We start from the raw sequence: 14,578 nt of genomic DNA on the forward strand, positions 1-14,578 counted from the left end.
CAAGTAGGTTGGGTGAAGTTTACGAAACCCAACACCAATCAGCAAGAGCCAAGAGGCAAGAGGCAAGAGGCAAGAGGCAAGAGGCAAGAGGCAAGGTGCGTGACGATTGAACAATCAATGAACTTGCATTTTTACTCATATCTTAATCGCCTCAAATCCTTATTTGGTAAAACTTTCAGCTTCCCAACAGCAAAACCCAATTAGACAGGGACGAACCATTGTCCGTCCCTAGAAATGTCAATCCTAAATTTTTTAACTCCCCAGGCAGGATTCGAACCTGCGACTAATCGGTTAACAGCCGACCGCTCTACCGCTGAGCTACTGAGGATTGTTTGAGTTACTTCGTTTGTAACGCTCTATCATTATAAACATAGGATTTTGATCTTGGCAAGGGCAAATCGAAATTTTTTTTGTACCTAAAATGTCTCTGAGTTGATAGACTGTTTTGAACTCTCCACGGACTAAAATCGCGTGGATTCCAATCGAAACAACTCAATGGATTCAAATCACAAATCGAGTGTTAGAAAGGAGTCTCCCGAAGCCGGAGCGAAGGGAGGATGGCACGTTCAAAGATGCCCTACAGACCTTGGCTAAACGAAAGTCTAGCTGTATCTCTACTTTTTTAATAAGCCTGACGGGTTTTTCACCATCTTTGGGCCTCGTCTATTATAGCAGACACAGAGGACTTTAGTCCTCTCTTGCCATTTCTCTGATTGGCGTTGAGAATATACATATTACTCTGATATTAGCGCAACTTATTAGAAGTGATTTAGGTGTTAGGAAACTATTAACTTTTATAAAATAAGTAGTTTGGAACTATGATCGTTTAGCTATCTTAAACTAATTCTTAGTCAATCTAGAACGTGAGTGATGTACAAGTATTTACTAAATCTTACCCTCCCTTTATTGCTCTTGAGCTTAACTAATCTTCCTGCAAGTCAAGCGCAAGGTCAGCCCGAAAGAAGAGTATCACAAGAACCAAATCAAAGTTTACCGATTAATGAAGATTCTAGTGCCGAAAGACAAGCTCCCACTGTCACAATTAAGTTGTTAGGAGAAATCAACAATGATACTGTAGGCAATTTAGTCAATCTTCTTACTCAGCTGTCTAATCAAGGCATTGAAGATGTATTATTAGTGATTAACAGTGGTGGTGGAAAAGTTAAAAGTGGCATGATGGCTTATGAATATTTAAAGAATCTTCCTATCAACTTACATACCCATAATATAGCTATGAGCAGCTCCGCAGCTTCATGGATTTATTGTGCAGGTGATAAAAGAACGGCTTCTCCAAATTCTTATTTTACCCTTCATTATAGTACCACGAATCCTGGTAGGCAATACAGTCACCACCAAGCCGAAACAATCTATGAAGATATGAAAAACGACAGTAATTTTATTGAAGAAGTTACCGAATCATGTACAAACTTGAGTAAGGCTGAAACGGTTAGAGCTTTAGAGCTAGAAACCTTATATACAGCATCAGAAGCCATTGATATAGGATTGGCTGAAGAAATAGGGTTTCCCAGTGAAATACTAGGTCAAAGTTGTTATCTATATTTGATTGATCAGGGTAATAAAGTGAGCTTTAGAGATGCTTGTCCTTAATCTGAATTTAACCGTTATTTATTTTGTCTAAGCAGTTGTGCATAATTAATTGCCTATATGCCTATATTGTGAGTCTATGCTCTCGTAACACAAAATTTTTGATTTACCACTATATGTCAATAATTTTGCATGGGTGCTTCTAGTAAATCTTTAGTAATAGTTAAGGGAGCTTTTGTACAGTCAAAGTAACTTTTAAATTCCCCTATTAGGGGGATTTTCTTATTGTTATTAACAGGAATTTAACATTAATTAAAAATACGGGAATCTGATATAAGTTTGGCGTAGAAGTCTATTAATCCAGACAGAAACCATTTACTTCCACTTTTCTATTTGGGTTTACTGCCCATTTTCTTGGTTAGAACTATTAGAGTCATCTTGCTTTAACTCTTCATCTTCTAAATTTATGATTAATTTATTGGTAATTTTGATTGCTTGCTTAACCATATCATCAACAGGATCATTTATCAAAGCATTACCACCCCATCTTCTTTGACTCTTTTGTTTCATAGGATCAACATTACTGTTCGCTAGAATTCCATGTAAAACTACTATTGACATTAGCTCTCTTTTATTAATTCCACTTCTTAGTCCATCGTCACTAGGGAAAGCAGACTGATTTTCAGCATCTTGAATAAAATTACTAGGAGACTGAATGTTAAATTGCAACCCATTCTCGTACGGAGATTGAGCATTAACTGAACTGAAGTTACCCCAAGTAATTGACACACTTATAAAAAGGAGAAAGCAAGATAACATCAACAAAAATTTTTCTCTTGCCAATTTTTGCAATTGTGCCAGTCTAAAGAAAAGAGCTTTTCCAAAATTATTCATGATATTAGTTACGATAATGAATTAAGTTTTATTAATGAGTGCGACTAATCTGCGATCGGTTGTCAATGAATTAGATATTATATCCCGTCAGTTTCTGGAGTGGTTACAATTTTTGTCCTGTACTTAACACTGACACACAAATCAATTCAAATTATTTCCCTGATTCTAAAAGACCTAAACAATTCATGTCAACTAAGAGCGTTGTACAAGGAGCAAACTTGTTCAAAAAGTTAAACGATCTCAGCTACTATTAAGTAACAGTCGTACTAGGAAATAACTCTCCTACAATTATGGTCAGTTACCTTTTAGAAGTTGGCACTGAAGAACTCCCTGCTGATTTTGTTGAAAGCTCGATCGAGCAGTGGAAAACCCTGATTCCCAACCGCTTACAAGAACAATTTTTAACTTCAGAAACCTTGGCGTTTTACGGAACACCGCGTCGTTTAGCGGTGGTGATTACGGGGCTACCCGAAAAACAGCCCGATCGAGAAGAGGAAGTAAAGGGACCGCCGGCGAGTGCTGCGTTTAAAGACGGAGAAGCAACGAAAGCAGCGCAAGGATTCGCTAAAAAACAAGGGGTGGCGATCGAAGACCTCGAAATTCGCCCCACAGACAAGGGAGACTTTGTTTTTGTCAAAAAAACCATTATTGGTCGTCCCACTGCCGAGATTTTGCAAGAATTAACCGCACAGTGGATTTTTGGACTAGAAGGAAAGCGCTTTATGCGTTGGGGAGATGGCGATTTGCGCTTCCCGCGTCCGATTCGCTGGTTAGTCACGCTGTTAGATGAACAGGTGTTATCTGTGGTTTTAGAAAATGGATCAGAGACGATTGCAAGTGGAAATGTTTCTTGGGGTCATCGGGTGTTGTCACCGCGCCAGATTCCGATTCCTACTCCCGAACAATATGTCAAAACCCTAGAAGAAGCACAAATTATTGTTGATCCTGAACAGAGAAAACGCTCGATCGCGCAACAAGTCCAAACCGAAGCCAAAGGGAAAGGAGGATATGCGATTCTCGATGAAGACTTACTCAACGAAGTCACCAACCTCGTAGAATTTCCGTTTGTCATCATCGGGAAATTTGACGAAGAATTTCTCAACCTTCCTCCCGAAGTCATCACCACCGAAATGATCTCTCATCAACGGTATTTTCCCGTTTGGACAGACGAAACCGCTCAAGCGCTTCTCCCCTACTTTATCACCGCCGCCAATGGTGATCCTGAAAAAGCAGACATCATCACCAGAGGAAATGAACGAGTGATTCGCGCTCGTTTAGCGGATGGTCAATTTTTCTACAATGCTGATTTAAGTCAACCCTTAGCAGATTATATCCCCCAACTGGATACCGTTACCTTCCAAGAAAAACTCGGATCAGTGGGAGAGAAAGTGAAACGGATTGAAAACTACGCGCAATGGGTATGTGAACAATTAGCGCGATCGGACTCCGAGAAACAGCAAATCCAACGCGCCGCCCAATTGTGTAAAGCAGACTTAGTAACGCAGATGGTGGGAGAATTTCCAGAATTACAAGGAATTATGGGGGAAAAATACGCCCTCGCCAGTGGTGAAGATAGAGTTGTCGCCAGCGCCATTGCTCAACATTATCTCCCAAAAGGGGTTAATGATGCTCTTCCTGATCAAATTATCGCCCAAGTCGTCGCCATTGCCGATCGAACCGATACTTTAGTCAGTATTTTTGGTTTAGGAATGATTCCCAGTGGTTCATCTGATCCCTTTGCTCTCCGTCGCGCCGCCAATGGTATCATCAGCATTATTTGGGGATATGATCTCCCCCTCAACCTCAAAACCCTTTTACAACAAGGAGTGACTGACTTTATCAACACCTTTGGGAAAAGCGAACATACCGTTAATCTCCTTTCCCAACTCCAAGACTTTTTCTTGCAACGGATACGCACCCTTTTAGCAGAGAAAAATATTGATTATGATCTGATCAACGCCGTTTTAGGGGAAAACGATCCAGAATATACCGAACGGGCGTTAACCGCTGTGTTAGACGTACAAGCAAGAGCGGAATTTTTGCAAGAAATACGAAATAATCAAACCTTAGATGCCATTTATGAAACCGTGAATCGTTCCACCCGTTTAGCCGCGAAAGGAACATTAGACAAGCAAACCCTTGATCCACGAGGATTGATTGATCCGAATTTGTTTGAGCAAAACTCAGAAAAAGCCTTCTATGAGGCTTTAATCGCCCTTTTACCGAAAACCGAAGCGAGTCGGGAACAACGCAACTATGAGCAATTAGTGGCGGGATTAGTCGAAATTGCGCCAACTGTTAGTCGTTTTTTCGATGGAGAAGAAAGTGTTTTAGTCATGGCGGAAAATCCTGCAATCCAACAAAATCGGTTACATTTGTTGGGATTATTGCGAAATCATGGGCGAATTTTGGCAGACTTCGGACAAATCGTCAAAAACTAAACGTAGGTTGGGTGGAGGAAACGTAACCCAACATCAAACGTAGGTTGGGTGAAGGAAACGCAACCCAACAGCAAACGTAGGTTGGGTGAAGGAAACGCAACCCAACATCAAACGTAGGTTGGGTGGAGGAAACGTAACCCAACAGCAATATAAATTCAGCCCCCTAACCCCCAATCTTGGGGGAACTTAAACTACAAAACTTGCTTGAGTTCTTGTAATTGTTTTTCTGAAATTAAGATAAATTGGTATCCGTTTTTTCAATACCAATTATTGAAACAGCATCTGACGCAGTGACGATCGAGATATTTTCAACAGTTTTTAGTATTAATAAATCTCCTTTATCACCTGTTACAATTAAATCAGCTTTTCCCGCTATAGCAGTTGCGATAATCAAATTATCATCTGAATCTTTCGAGTAGTTAACTTCTGGCAAATCAGCAACCGTAACAGTAAAATCCTGTAAGGCACTAACCAGAATTCTTGCTTCATCTTGGTTAATAAATTTACGCAATTTTGGATATTGCAAAACTTGCTTGAGTTCTTGTAATTGTTCTTCTGATGTAATCAGAGTAAATTCCTTTCTCCTCCAACCTTGATAAAGTAAATAAGGAAAACTCTTTTTACTAATAAGAGACGAGATTAGAATGTTAGTATCAAGAACGATTTTAGGCACGGTTTTCTCTAATCGCTTCGTCAATAACATTCATAATTTCATCTTGAGAATACTGTAAATTACGTTCTTGTACAGTATCAATGGTTTCTTCAAAAATGTAACGCCTAACCGCTTCTTCAACTAAATTGGATAATTCTCCCTTTTCTGCGCCAATAGTACCGAGATAGCCTCTCACTGTACGGTCTATATCATCTGAAATAACTAATGACCAACGAGCCATAATAAACACATAATGGATAAGCACACTAACACATATTGTACATCAAAGTAAACGTAGGTTGGGTGAAGGAAACGTAACCCAACATAAAACGTAGGTTGGGTGGAGGAAACGTAACCCAACAGCAATATAAATTCAGCCCCCTAACCCCCAATCTTGGGGGAACTTAAATTACAAAACTTGCTTGAGTTCTTGTAATTGTTCTTCTGATGTAATCAGAGTAAATTCCTTTCTCCTCCAACCTTGATAAAGTAACGTAGGTTGGGTGGAGGAAACGCAACCCAACAGCAAACGTAGGTTGAGTGAAGGAAACGCAACCCAACATAAAACGTAGGTTGGGTGGAGGAAACGTAACCCAACATAAAACGTAGGTTGGGTGAAGGAAACGCAACCCAACATAAAACGTAGGTTGTATGAAGGAAACGCAACCCAACATAAAACGTAGGTTGAGTGAAGGAAACGTAACCCAACAGCAATTGATACAAATCTTAAAGTAAGACAAACTGTCTTTTGATTTCTCGATCGAATGTGTTTTATAGTGAGGAAGTCGAATTAAGAAATCGCTTTTAATTATGAAAAGAATAATTGCATCTTTACTGATTGTTTTTTCCTTTTTTATCGCTTCTCCAGTACAAGCATCAGAAGAAGGCGGAAAAATTTTTCAAGCCAACTGTGCGGTTTGTCATGCTCAGGGAACTAACCGTATTATGGTAAATAAGACCCTGAAAAAAGACGCATTAGCTCGATATAATATGGATTCAAAAGAAGCCATTGTTCACCAAGTAACGAATGGAAAACGAGCCATGCCAGCGTTTCGAGGACGCTTAAATTCATCTCAAATTGAAGCAGTTGCGGAGTATGTTTTAAGCCAAGCTGAAAAAGGTTGGTAATAACAAATTTGTCCTCACCCCTCGATTTTCGGGGGGACTTTTTTTAGATCATTTGAAATTTCAAAGATTATCTTAAGTTTATGTTTAATTCTTCAATTCGTGTTAACCAAATTTTAGTTATCTCCCTCGTTTTTTGGTTGATTTGTTTGCCCGCGCAAGCCACTAATTCCGATTTATTTACAGATGCGATCGAGCGCCTTCATCAAGGAAATCATCAAGAAGCTAGTTTAATCTTGGATGAGATATTACAAGAAAATACTCAACACTTAAAAGCAAAAAAATATCGCTGTTTTGCGAATCTAAATTTAGACCAATATGAGAAGGCGATCGAAGATTGTTCGGAGGTAATTCAACAAGATTCTAAACAATTACAAGCCTATCTTTGGCGCGGTTTAGCTTATTATCGTCGTGGCAATTATCAGCAAGCAATTAGTAATTATAATCAAATTCTGGATCAAAATGTAGAACATCCACAAGCCTTGTATAATCGAGGTTTAGCAAAAAGCTCGATCGGGCTGTTATCCAGTGCCATTACCGATTATAACCAAGCGTTGCAACTTTCCGATCGTTTAAACGCCACAGAAAAAGCAATGATTTATAATGATCGAGGGATTATTTATTTACAACAACAGCAATATGATCAAGCAAGAAAAGACTTTTCTCAAGCGATTCAATTCGACAAAAATGATGCTCGATCGCTTTATAATCTCGGCTGTGTTTGTCATTATTTAGGGGAACATTACACAGCAATTAAACATTTTACTCAATCCTTAGATCAAGCCCCTAACAATCCCTCTGCTTATATTAATCGTGGTTTAGCCTGGCATCAACTTGATTATACCGCAAGCGCGATCGAAGACTTAAAACAAGGAGAAAATCTTTTGAAATATCAAGGAAAATTCCAAGCCGCCAAAGAAATACATCATCTAATTTCACAACTAGAATCAAGGCAAAGTAGCGTAAGTTTTCTTACCAGAAATATCTAATTATACCATTTTAAACAATTGGCGCTACATTAACGATCAGTTAAGCCCCCCTTAAGTAAGGCAGGGCTGTTTCATTCTATTTTTTTGCTTGTTCCAGATGTTAGGAATAACCGGGGTTTTACGGCTTTTTTCTTATGAATAAGTCAAAAAGTAAGAAAAAGCGTTCGATCGAACGTACCAGAAGGGGTTCAGGCGATCGCTTTCGATTTTAACACCGAGAATGAAACAGCCCCCCTTAAGTAAGGGGGGTTTGGGGGGATCGGCTGTAACCTGACTTTTTGAAAATAGCATTAGTTTTCGGGTGGGAATTTCCCACCCTACGATTAATTTAAATCATCAAAATTACAACGCACCCGCAGCAGTTTTATCAAAAATTCCTATTCCCAGATGACTGGTAATATTAATCGCTTGTAAGACTGGAGCGCCATCTTTTCCATCAGGATAATCAATCACACTCACCGCGCCATTCCCCTGTTTAACATTCCAAAAATTACTCGGAGAAAGTCCTAACAAAGCACAAAGAATCACCTTATTAATCGCATCGTGAGCGACAACAATTCCCGTTTTAATGCCATCGGGAGACTCTCCTTTTTCGGCAACAATTTCTTGCCAACATCCCACAGCGCGATCCCAAACTTCCTGTAAATTTTCTCCTTCTGGCATTTGTACTAATTCGGGGGTTTCTTGCCATTGTCTTAATAACTCAGGATACTCCTTTTGAATTTCTGGCTTTAATTTTCCTTCCCATTTACCATGACTAATTTCTAAGAGTGGCTCTTTAATTTCTAACTCAACTCCTGCATGATGCGCTAAAATTAATTCTGCTGTTTCTTTCGGGCGTAACATCGGACTAGAAATTGCAAAATCTAGAGAAGTTTCTTTTAAAAAATCAGCCGCCTTTCGTCCTTGATTTCTGCCATTTTCATTGAGAGGAATATCCATTTTCCCTTGAAAACGAGACTCTTTATTCCAATCGGTTTCCCCATGACGAACTAATAACAAACGGATTCCTTTATTTTGACGAGGAGAAGGTAACGCACTACCTAAATGAGAAGTTTGATTGAGGGATTCTAACTCCACTGGTTCGCCCCATTCTCCCTTAAAATTCAGAACATTAATCCCACAATTTGACTGTTGAATTGAATGATAAAGCGCAGGAGGAACACCGATCGCGCTACTAATTAAACAGCGATTAATGCCATTATGAGCAACAATAACGATCGTTTCTCCTTGATGTTTAGAAATCACATTTTTCCAGAAGGTTTGCGCTTGTTCATAGAGAGACAAAACTGGATAATGTTCTTTCCCATCAACGGTCATTTTAAAGTCATGGGGGCGATTTTTCCAACAATCATATTCCTCTGGAAACCGACTCACCACTTCCTCTTTTTTCATTTCTTCCCACAGGGGAAGATCAACTTCTTGTAATAAATCAGAAACTTCTAGAGAAGGAGTAACATCAAAACAACTCTGGATGATCTCCGCCGTTTGTTTGGCACGTTGTAAAGGACTACAGTAGAATGTTGCTACATCAAGCTGACGCAACACGACACCCACTTTCTGCGCGTCTTCGCAACCTTTCTCCGTTAAAACAGATTTATCACAACGCCCTTGAATGATCTGTTCTACATTATAGGTACTTTGTCCATGACGGACGATTACAACCTTTGTCGTCACTGTTTCTCCTCCAATTGGTGAACGAGCTTATTGTACTACGATACCTGAACATCTTTATAATCAGCGCTAGATAATTGATGGTTAATTTTCTCCTTCTTCGTAATCAGTTACAATCATTTAGAAGTCCCTAACTGAGAATTTTATGACCCTGAAACGCTTTTTTTTACTCCTTCTCACCCTTCTTGCTGTGGGAAAAATTGTTTTATCTTTAGGAAATAGCCTCTCACAGCCACAAATTCAAGCGCGACTGGAATTGTATCAAGTTAATTTATCGCTTCATGTGACAGCGTTAGAATCGAGTGCTGAAAATAGTCAGTTGTCTTCAGAAGCATTACTTGGGGAAACTCCCTACGCTGACGCAGAAAAAAAGTATAAAGAAATTTTAGATTTTGCAGAAAGCCGACGCTCTGATTTAAAGACACAATTACAAGAGTTATCTGAAGATAATTTACTCAGTAATTCTTCCTCTCAAACTTTAGCACAAGTTCCTGATCTTTCTCCACAACAGCAACAAATTACAGCACAACTTCAAGAGTTAAACGGATTCATTGGTGAGTTAAATATTAAGCTCGGAATTTTACAAGCGAAACAAGATCAAGTTACCACTGCTTTAAATACTTGGCAAGCCTTACAGGATCAATTTTCTACAGAATCTAGATTCCAAGAAATCCCTAGAACAGCGCAAGTTTTAGGAGGATTATGGGAGAAACCACCACAAGTTTTAGACAGCGCAGAAACGGAAATTAAAAACGGATTAGATGGTTGGTTTCAAGATGAAGCATTGGCTAAATTATACGAAATCCAAGAAGATCAAACGGCTTTAACGACTCTTCAAACGCAGCGTCAAGAAAAAGCAGAACAAGCATTAATTAAGTTAGGAATGGTAACAGGTTTACCCTTAATTGGAGGGTTAATTGGGTTTGGGTTACTTCTTTTCTTCGGAACACAATGGTTGATCAAAGGGAAAGAGTCAATCCTAGCGACGAATCAAGAATTGAAATGGGAAACGCCTTGGAATTGGGAAATTACTTGGCAAGTTTTGGTTGTTGGTTTCTTCTTTATTGGTCAGTTTTTATTACCGTTGGTGATCGGAATTTCAGGAATTAATCCCACAGGATGGGGGATTCAAGGAAAGGCTTTATATGTTTTAGCAACCTATGTTTTAATGACAACGGGAGGGTTAACGGTACTTTATTTTTCCATTCGGACGTATTTTCCGTTACCAGAAGGTTGGTTTAATTGGAAGGGAAATAATTGGTTATTATGGGGAATTGGTGGCTATTTGGTGGCGATTCCTTTGGTGGTGATTGTCTCGATTATTAATCAGGAAATTTGGCAAGGACAAGGGGGAAGTAATCCGTTATTATTTTTAGCAGTACAAGCGCAAGATACGATCGCGCTGTTAATATTTTTTACGACGGCTGCGATCGCCGCGCCGATTTTTGAAGAGATTATTTTCCGAGGGTTTTTACTTCCTTCGCTGACAAAATATTTTCCAGTTTGGGTTTCGATCGCGCTTAGTAGTTTGTTATTTTCGGTAGCGCATTTGAGTTTATCAGAGGTGTTACCCCTGACAGTTTTAGGATTAGTTTTGGGTGTCGTTTACACGCGATCGAGAAACATTTTAGCTTCGATCGTTGTTCATAGTTTATGGAATAGTGGAACATTGCTGAGTTTATACATTCTCGGAAGTGGTGTTAACTAAAAGAGAAATAATAAATGCTGTTCCTTTTTGCGGATTATCGGGAGGAATGGCGGGGCTAATTAAATCAATTTCTCCCTGCATTTTTTCCACATATTCTTTCACAATTGCTAATCCTAATCCAGTACCAGGAATGTCGCTGTTTGATTGTACACCGCGATAATGACGTTGAAAGATTTTTGGTTGATCTTCAGGGGGGATTCCTGAGCCATTATCTCGGATCATTAAGTTTTGTTTTTGGGAGTTTTCTTGGTAAATAATTAGCTCGATCGAGCCTTTTTCAGGAGTATATTTAATCGCGTTATCCAGAAGATTGTTTAAGACTTCACCGAATGCTTTACGATTCGCTTTTACCAGTGGGAGTGAGTCAGGAATTTGAGTTTTTAAGGTGATATTTTTCTCTTGGGCGATCGCGCGAATGGATTCTAAAATAGGCGTAATTACTTCCGTTACCTGTATTGTTTCTAAGTCAAAAACTTGACTGGGAGGGAGAGATTTTACAGTCGAATTTCCTTCAGGAAGCGCAGTGGTTTCGGTTTCAATTGTTACTTCTTCCTCACCCATTTCCTCAAGAAAGTCTCCCATATCTTGTAACAATTGCTGGAGACGATCGCTTTCTCGCATGATATTCTCAGCAAAAGAGCGACTTTTCTGATTCTCTTCTGGATTCAAACGTTTAAGGAGAAGTTTTCCAAACGTTCTCAACGCCATCAAAGGATTACGCAATTGGTGTAAAATATCATCGAGTCGATCGCGCTGTTGTTCTTGCTGCCATTGTTGTTGACGGAGTTTTTGTTGCGATAAGCCGTAACGTTGATCCAAAACACAAGCTAAAGCAATTGTTCCCGCCGTTCGTTGAATTTGGGTAAACTCCCATTGACTCCATTGCGCTTGTTGACGAGCAATCACTAATAATCCCATCATCACATTTTCGTGCAACAATGGGAAAACAATTTGATGCTGATTTTGTTGATTAACCACATCAGGAATGATATCCTCCGAACCAACCGTTAACGCTGATTTATCCTCACTAGAAGCATCGGAAGGCAACTCAAAAGGCGTATTTTCCAACAAGGAATCTTCAGAAGTAATAATGGCTTCTTCCTCAGTGAAGTCACTCTCTTCAGGATAGACCACGATCGGAACCAGTTGTCTAGTACCAGAAGACAGTTCTTTTGTCAAATAAACCGCGCCGCGATCGGCATTTAAACCTTCTTTCAAATTCGTGATCTGCGAGCGACAAAGTGCGGTAAATTCGGAACTAGCGGGAAATAAAAGTCGGTTCACCATTGCGGGAGAAATTCTACTTAACTTCAGTTTTGATTCAGTACCCAAATCTGGCATTCCTCCCCATTCTAGTGTTATCTTTTCCCCATCTACTTCCCCGAAAGTCTGAGGATTCGCTAAAATAATTAACCACCTGCAGCTCATAAAATCAATCGTGCGTTTTGACGTTGTTACCCTATTTCCTGATTTCTTCCACTCTCCCCTCAACTCTGGGATTGTAGGAAGAGCCCTCCAAAAAAAGATCGCTGAAGTCAACTTTGTTAATCCTCGCGATTTTGCCTTTGATAAACATCATCGCGTCGATGACGAACCTTATGGGGGAGGTGTAGGAATGTTGCTGAAACCCGAACCGATTTTTGCTGCTGTTGAGTCTCTCCCGCAACTTCCTCAGCGAGACATTATTTTGATGACTCCCCAAGGACAACCGATGAATCAGCCACTGTTTCGAGAATTAGCTTCCGATTATGAACAGTTGGTGCTAGTCTGTGGTCATTATGAGGGAATTGATGAGCGAATCCGTGAGCATTTAGTGACTCGTGAGGTTTCGTTAGGTGATTTTATTCTCACTTGTGGGGAAATTCCAGCACTGGCTTTGATGAATGGGGTGATGCGTTTACTCCCAGGAACGATCGGGAAAGCAGATTCTTTGAAAGCAGAGAGTTTTGAGACAGAATTGTTAGATTATCCGCAATATACAAAACCAGCGGTGTTTCGAGGTTGGGAAGTTCCGCCAGTGTTACGATCGGGACATCATGCGGCGATCGCGCAGTGGCGAAAAGAACAACAAATGAAGCGCACTCAAGAACGTCGTCCTGATTTATGGGAAGAATGGAAGCGCAATCAGTGATCAGTGATCAGTGATCAGTGACCAGTGATCAGTGACCAGTGATCAGTGACCAGTGATCAGTCGCTTTATCTAGTTCCCCCAAACTTGGGGGTTAGGGGGCTAACAACTTGCGCGATCGAGCGACCATGACTTAAACTACTTTCAGTCTTAACTCATCAAAAAATACAATGACAACTCATTTTATTGAAGCAGAAATCGACTTAACCGAAAACCCAGTCACCCTACAAAAAGAAATTGAAACAGAACTAGCAAAACGGGGTAAGCCTTTACGCTGGGCAATTACCCGTGTTGATTCTCATCAGAAAACAGTGCAAATCGAAGCGATCGTTACTCAAAAATAGTGTTAACTCCTCCCTTTACTGTTGTCTTAATTGTTCCCACTGGAATCGGTGCAAAAATTGGCGGTTATGCGGGGGATGCTTTACCCATTGCTCGCTCGATCGCACAAATTAGTGATCATCTTATCACTCATCCCAATGTCCTCAACGGGGCGCAATTATATTGGTCGCTTCCCAATATGTACTATGTAGAAGGCTATGGCTTAGATCAATTTGCAGCGAATCGGTGGGGATTGCGTCCCGTGCATCAAAACCGCGTCGGATTAATTTTAGATCAAGGGATTGAACCCGATTTAAGATTGCGTCACCTGCAAGCCGCAGAAGCCGTAAAAACCACTCTGGGGTTAAACATTGGTGATTACATTGTCACCGATACCCCTTTAGGAGTACAACTACAAACCGCTCATTCTGGGGCGAGTTGGGGAACGATCGCCCATCCAGATAGTTTACTCCGCGCGGCGGCTACTTTAATCGAAACAGCAAAAGTGAGCGCGATCGCAGTTGTCGCCCGATTTCCTGATGACATGGCAACCGAAACCCTCGCCAACTATCGTCAAGGAAAAGGAGTAGATGCCCTAGCAGGTGCAGAAGCCATCATCTCTCATCTGATTGTCCGTGAATTTCAAATTCCTTGCGCCCATGCCCCAGCCTTATCTCCCCTTCCCGTTGATGAAACCGTTTCTCCTCGGGCCGCAGCGGAAGAATTAGGTTATACGTTCCTCCCCTGCGTCTTAGTGGGATTATCTCGCGCCCCTCAACTGATTACAAGCATCGATCAAAGCACTGATTTACAAGGAAAACAAGTGGATGCGGTAGTCATCCCCGCCGATGCTTGTGGAGGTAGTAGCATTTTAAACTTCAGTCAATCTGAAGCTAAAATTATCGCCGTTGAAGACAACGCAACCACAATGACAGTATCCCCTGAATCTTTAGGCATCAAAACCATTCGTGTAACGTCTTATTTAGAAGCATTAGGAGTCTTAGTCACCTTGCGAGGGGGGATTAATCCTGATGCGTTGCGCGTGTCGGCATCGTCAATCAGTAGGTGGGGTGAAGGACACGAAACCCAACATTAATCAGT

14 protein-coding genes and 1 tRNA gene are annotated in these 14,578 nt (G+C 40.5%); 9 read left to right on the top strand and 6 right to left on the bottom strand.

All coding sequences use genetic code 11. The features are described 5' to 3' along the window. Window positions 1–12: 12 nt before the first annotated feature. Complete coding sequence (locus DACSA_RS21645; protein ID WP_198007564.1) at window positions 13–204, top strand: hypothetical protein; 192 nt, start codon at window positions 13–15, stop codon at window positions 202–204. Between the two features lie 52 nt (window positions 205–256). Here DACSA_RS21645 and DACSA_RS12600 read toward each other — a convergent pair. After that, window positions 257–328, bottom strand: a tRNA-Asn gene (locus tag DACSA_RS12600). Between the two features lie 542 nt (window positions 329–870). On the opposite strand from DACSA_RS12600, the gene DACSA_RS18335 reads away from it, so the two are divergent. Further along, window positions 871–1,608, top strand: a complete 738-nt coding sequence (locus DACSA_RS18335) for a ClpP family protease (RefSeq protein WP_015230117.1) — start codon at window positions 871–873, stop codon at window positions 1,606–1,608. A gap of 336 nt (window positions 1,609–1,944) precedes the next feature. Here the strand turns inward: DACSA_RS18335 and DACSA_RS12610 are convergent, their stop codons facing one another. Next, window positions 1,945–2,439 (bottom strand): hypothetical protein, encoded by a 495-nt coding sequence (locus DACSA_RS12610; RefSeq protein WP_015230118.1) that lies wholly within the window; start codon window positions 2,437–2,439, stop codon window positions 1,945–1,947. Window positions 2,440–2,729: 290 nt separating this feature from the next. Between DACSA_RS12610 and glyS the strand changes: the two genes are divergently transcribed. After that, entirely contained in the window at window positions 2,730–4,880 is a 2,151-nt protein-coding gene (gene glyS / locus DACSA_RS12615; RefSeq protein ID WP_015230119.1) for a glycine--tRNA ligase subunit beta, read from the top strand. 232 nt (window positions 4,881–5,112) lie between these two features. Here the strand turns inward: glyS and DACSA_RS12620 are convergent, their stop codons facing one another. Together DACSA_RS12620 and DACSA_RS12625 are read right to left on the bottom strand one after the other, a co-directional pair. After that, window positions 5,113–5,553 (bottom strand): putative toxin-antitoxin system toxin component, PIN family, encoded by a 441-nt coding sequence (locus DACSA_RS12620; protein ID WP_041235481.1) that lies wholly within the window; start codon window positions 5,551–5,553, stop codon window positions 5,113–5,115. Continuing rightward, complete coding sequence (locus tag DACSA_RS12625) at window positions 5,546–5,773, bottom strand: ribbon-helix-helix domain-containing protein (RefSeq protein ID WP_015230121.1); 228 nt, start codon at window positions 5,771–5,773, stop codon at window positions 5,546–5,548. Before DACSA_RS12625 ends, DACSA_RS12620 begins: the two co-directional genes overlap by 8 nt. 569 nt (window positions 5,774–6,342) lie before the next feature. Between DACSA_RS12625 and petJ the strand changes: the two genes are divergently transcribed. After that, window positions 6,343–6,660: a cytochrome c6 PetJ gene (gene petJ, locus DACSA_RS12630; RefSeq protein ID WP_015230122.1), complete on the top strand. Its 318-nt coding sequence runs from the start codon at window positions 6,343–6,345 to the stop codon at window positions 6,658–6,660. An 80-nt stretch (window positions 6,661–6,740) separates the two neighbouring features. Continuing rightward, a complete protein-coding gene (locus tag DACSA_RS12635) occupies window positions 6,741–7,646 on the top strand; it encodes a tetratricopeptide repeat protein (protein WP_015230123.1) in 906 nt (301 codons plus the stop codon). Window positions 7,647–7,988: 342 nt separating this feature from the next. On the opposite strand, the gene DACSA_RS12640 is transcribed toward DACSA_RS12635, so the two are convergent. Beyond that, complete coding sequence (locus DACSA_RS12640; protein ID WP_015230124.1) at window positions 7,989–9,323, bottom strand: histidine phosphatase family protein; 1,335 nt, start codon at window positions 9,321–9,323, stop codon at window positions 7,989–7,991. A 142-nt stretch (window positions 9,324–9,465) separates the two neighbouring features. On the opposite strand from DACSA_RS12640, the gene DACSA_RS12645 reads away from it, so the two are divergent. Then, on the top strand, window positions 9,466–11,028 hold the full coding sequence (locus DACSA_RS12645; protein ID WP_015230125.1) for a CPBP family intramembrane glutamic endopeptidase: 1,563 nt from the start codon (window positions 9,466–9,468) through the stop codon (window positions 11,026–11,028). Here DACSA_RS12645 and DACSA_RS12650 read toward each other — a convergent pair. Further along, entirely contained in the window at window positions 10,999–12,456 is a 1,458-nt protein-coding gene (locus DACSA_RS12650) for a GAF domain-containing sensor histidine kinase (RefSeq protein WP_015230126.1), read from the bottom strand. The genes DACSA_RS12645 and DACSA_RS12650 overlap by 30 nt on opposite strands. A gap of 10 nt (window positions 12,457–12,466) precedes the next feature. Here DACSA_RS12650 and trmD point away from each other — a divergent pair, with 10 nt between their 5' ends. The 3 genes from trmD to DACSA_RS12660 all read left to right on the top strand — a co-directional run bounded on the left by trmD (window position 12,467) and on the right by DACSA_RS12660 (window position 14,573). Beyond that, window positions 12,467–13,159 carry a tRNA (guanosine(37)-N1)-methyltransferase TrmD gene (gene trmD, locus DACSA_RS12655; RefSeq protein WP_015230127.1) on the top strand — a complete coding sequence of 231 codons (693 nt, stop codon included), beginning with the start codon at window positions 12,467–12,469 and terminating at the stop codon, window positions 13,157–13,159. Between the two features lie 167 nt (window positions 13,160–13,326). Further along, window positions 13,327–13,500, top strand: coding sequence for a hypothetical protein (locus tag DACSA_RS21650; protein WP_015230128.1), 174 nt, complete (start codon window positions 13,327–13,329; stop codon window positions 13,498–13,500). Then, window positions 13,500–14,573 carry a DUF3326 domain-containing protein gene (locus DACSA_RS12660; protein WP_015230129.1) on the top strand — a complete coding sequence of 358 codons (1,074 nt, stop codon included), beginning with the start codon at window positions 13,500–13,502 and terminating at the stop codon, window positions 14,571–14,573. Before DACSA_RS21650 ends, DACSA_RS12660 begins: the two co-directional genes overlap by 1 nt. Window positions 14,574–14,578: the final 5 nt, after the last annotated feature.

This window comes from Dactylococcopsis salina PCC 8305 (assembly GCF_000317615.1).
GTDB classification, from domain to species: Bacteria; Cyanobacteriota; Cyanobacteriia; order Cyanobacteriales; family Rubidibacteraceae; genus Halothece; species Halothece salina.

Bases quoted from the DNA above. Each gene is read 5' to 3' on its own strand.
- DACSA_RS12645 (WP_015230125.1), top strand. From the start codon at position 9,466: ATGACCCTGAAACGCTTTTTTTTACTCCTTCTCACCCTTCTTGCTGTG.
- petJ (WP_015230122.1), top strand. From the start codon at position 6,343: ATGAAAAGAATAATTGCATCTTTACTGATTGTTTTTTCCTTTTTTATC.
- DACSA_RS21650 (WP_015230128.1), top strand. From the start codon at position 13,327: ATGACAACTCATTTTATTGAAGCAGAAATCGACTTAACCGAAAACCCA.
- DACSA_RS12625 (WP_015230121.1), bottom strand. From the start codon at position 5,773: ATGGCTCGTTGGTCATTAGTTATTTCAGATGATATAGACCGTACAGTG.
- DACSA_RS12650 (WP_015230126.1), bottom strand. From the start codon at position 12,456: ATGAGCTGCAGGTGGTTAATTATTTTAGCGAATCCTCAGACTTTCGGG.
- DACSA_RS12610 (WP_015230118.1), bottom strand. From the start codon at position 2,439: ATGAATAATTTTGGAAAAGCTCTTTTCTTTAGACTGGCACAATTGCAA.
- DACSA_RS18335 (WP_015230117.1), top strand. From the start codon at position 871: ATGTACAAGTATTTACTAAATCTTACCCTCCCTTTATTGCTCTTGAGC.
- DACSA_RS12635 (WP_015230123.1), top strand. From the start codon at position 6,741: ATGTTTAATTCTTCAATTCGTGTTAACCAAATTTTAGTTATCTCCCTC.
- glyS (WP_015230119.1), top strand. From the start codon at position 2,730: ATGGTCAGTTACCTTTTAGAAGTTGGCACTGAAGAACTCCCTGCTGAT.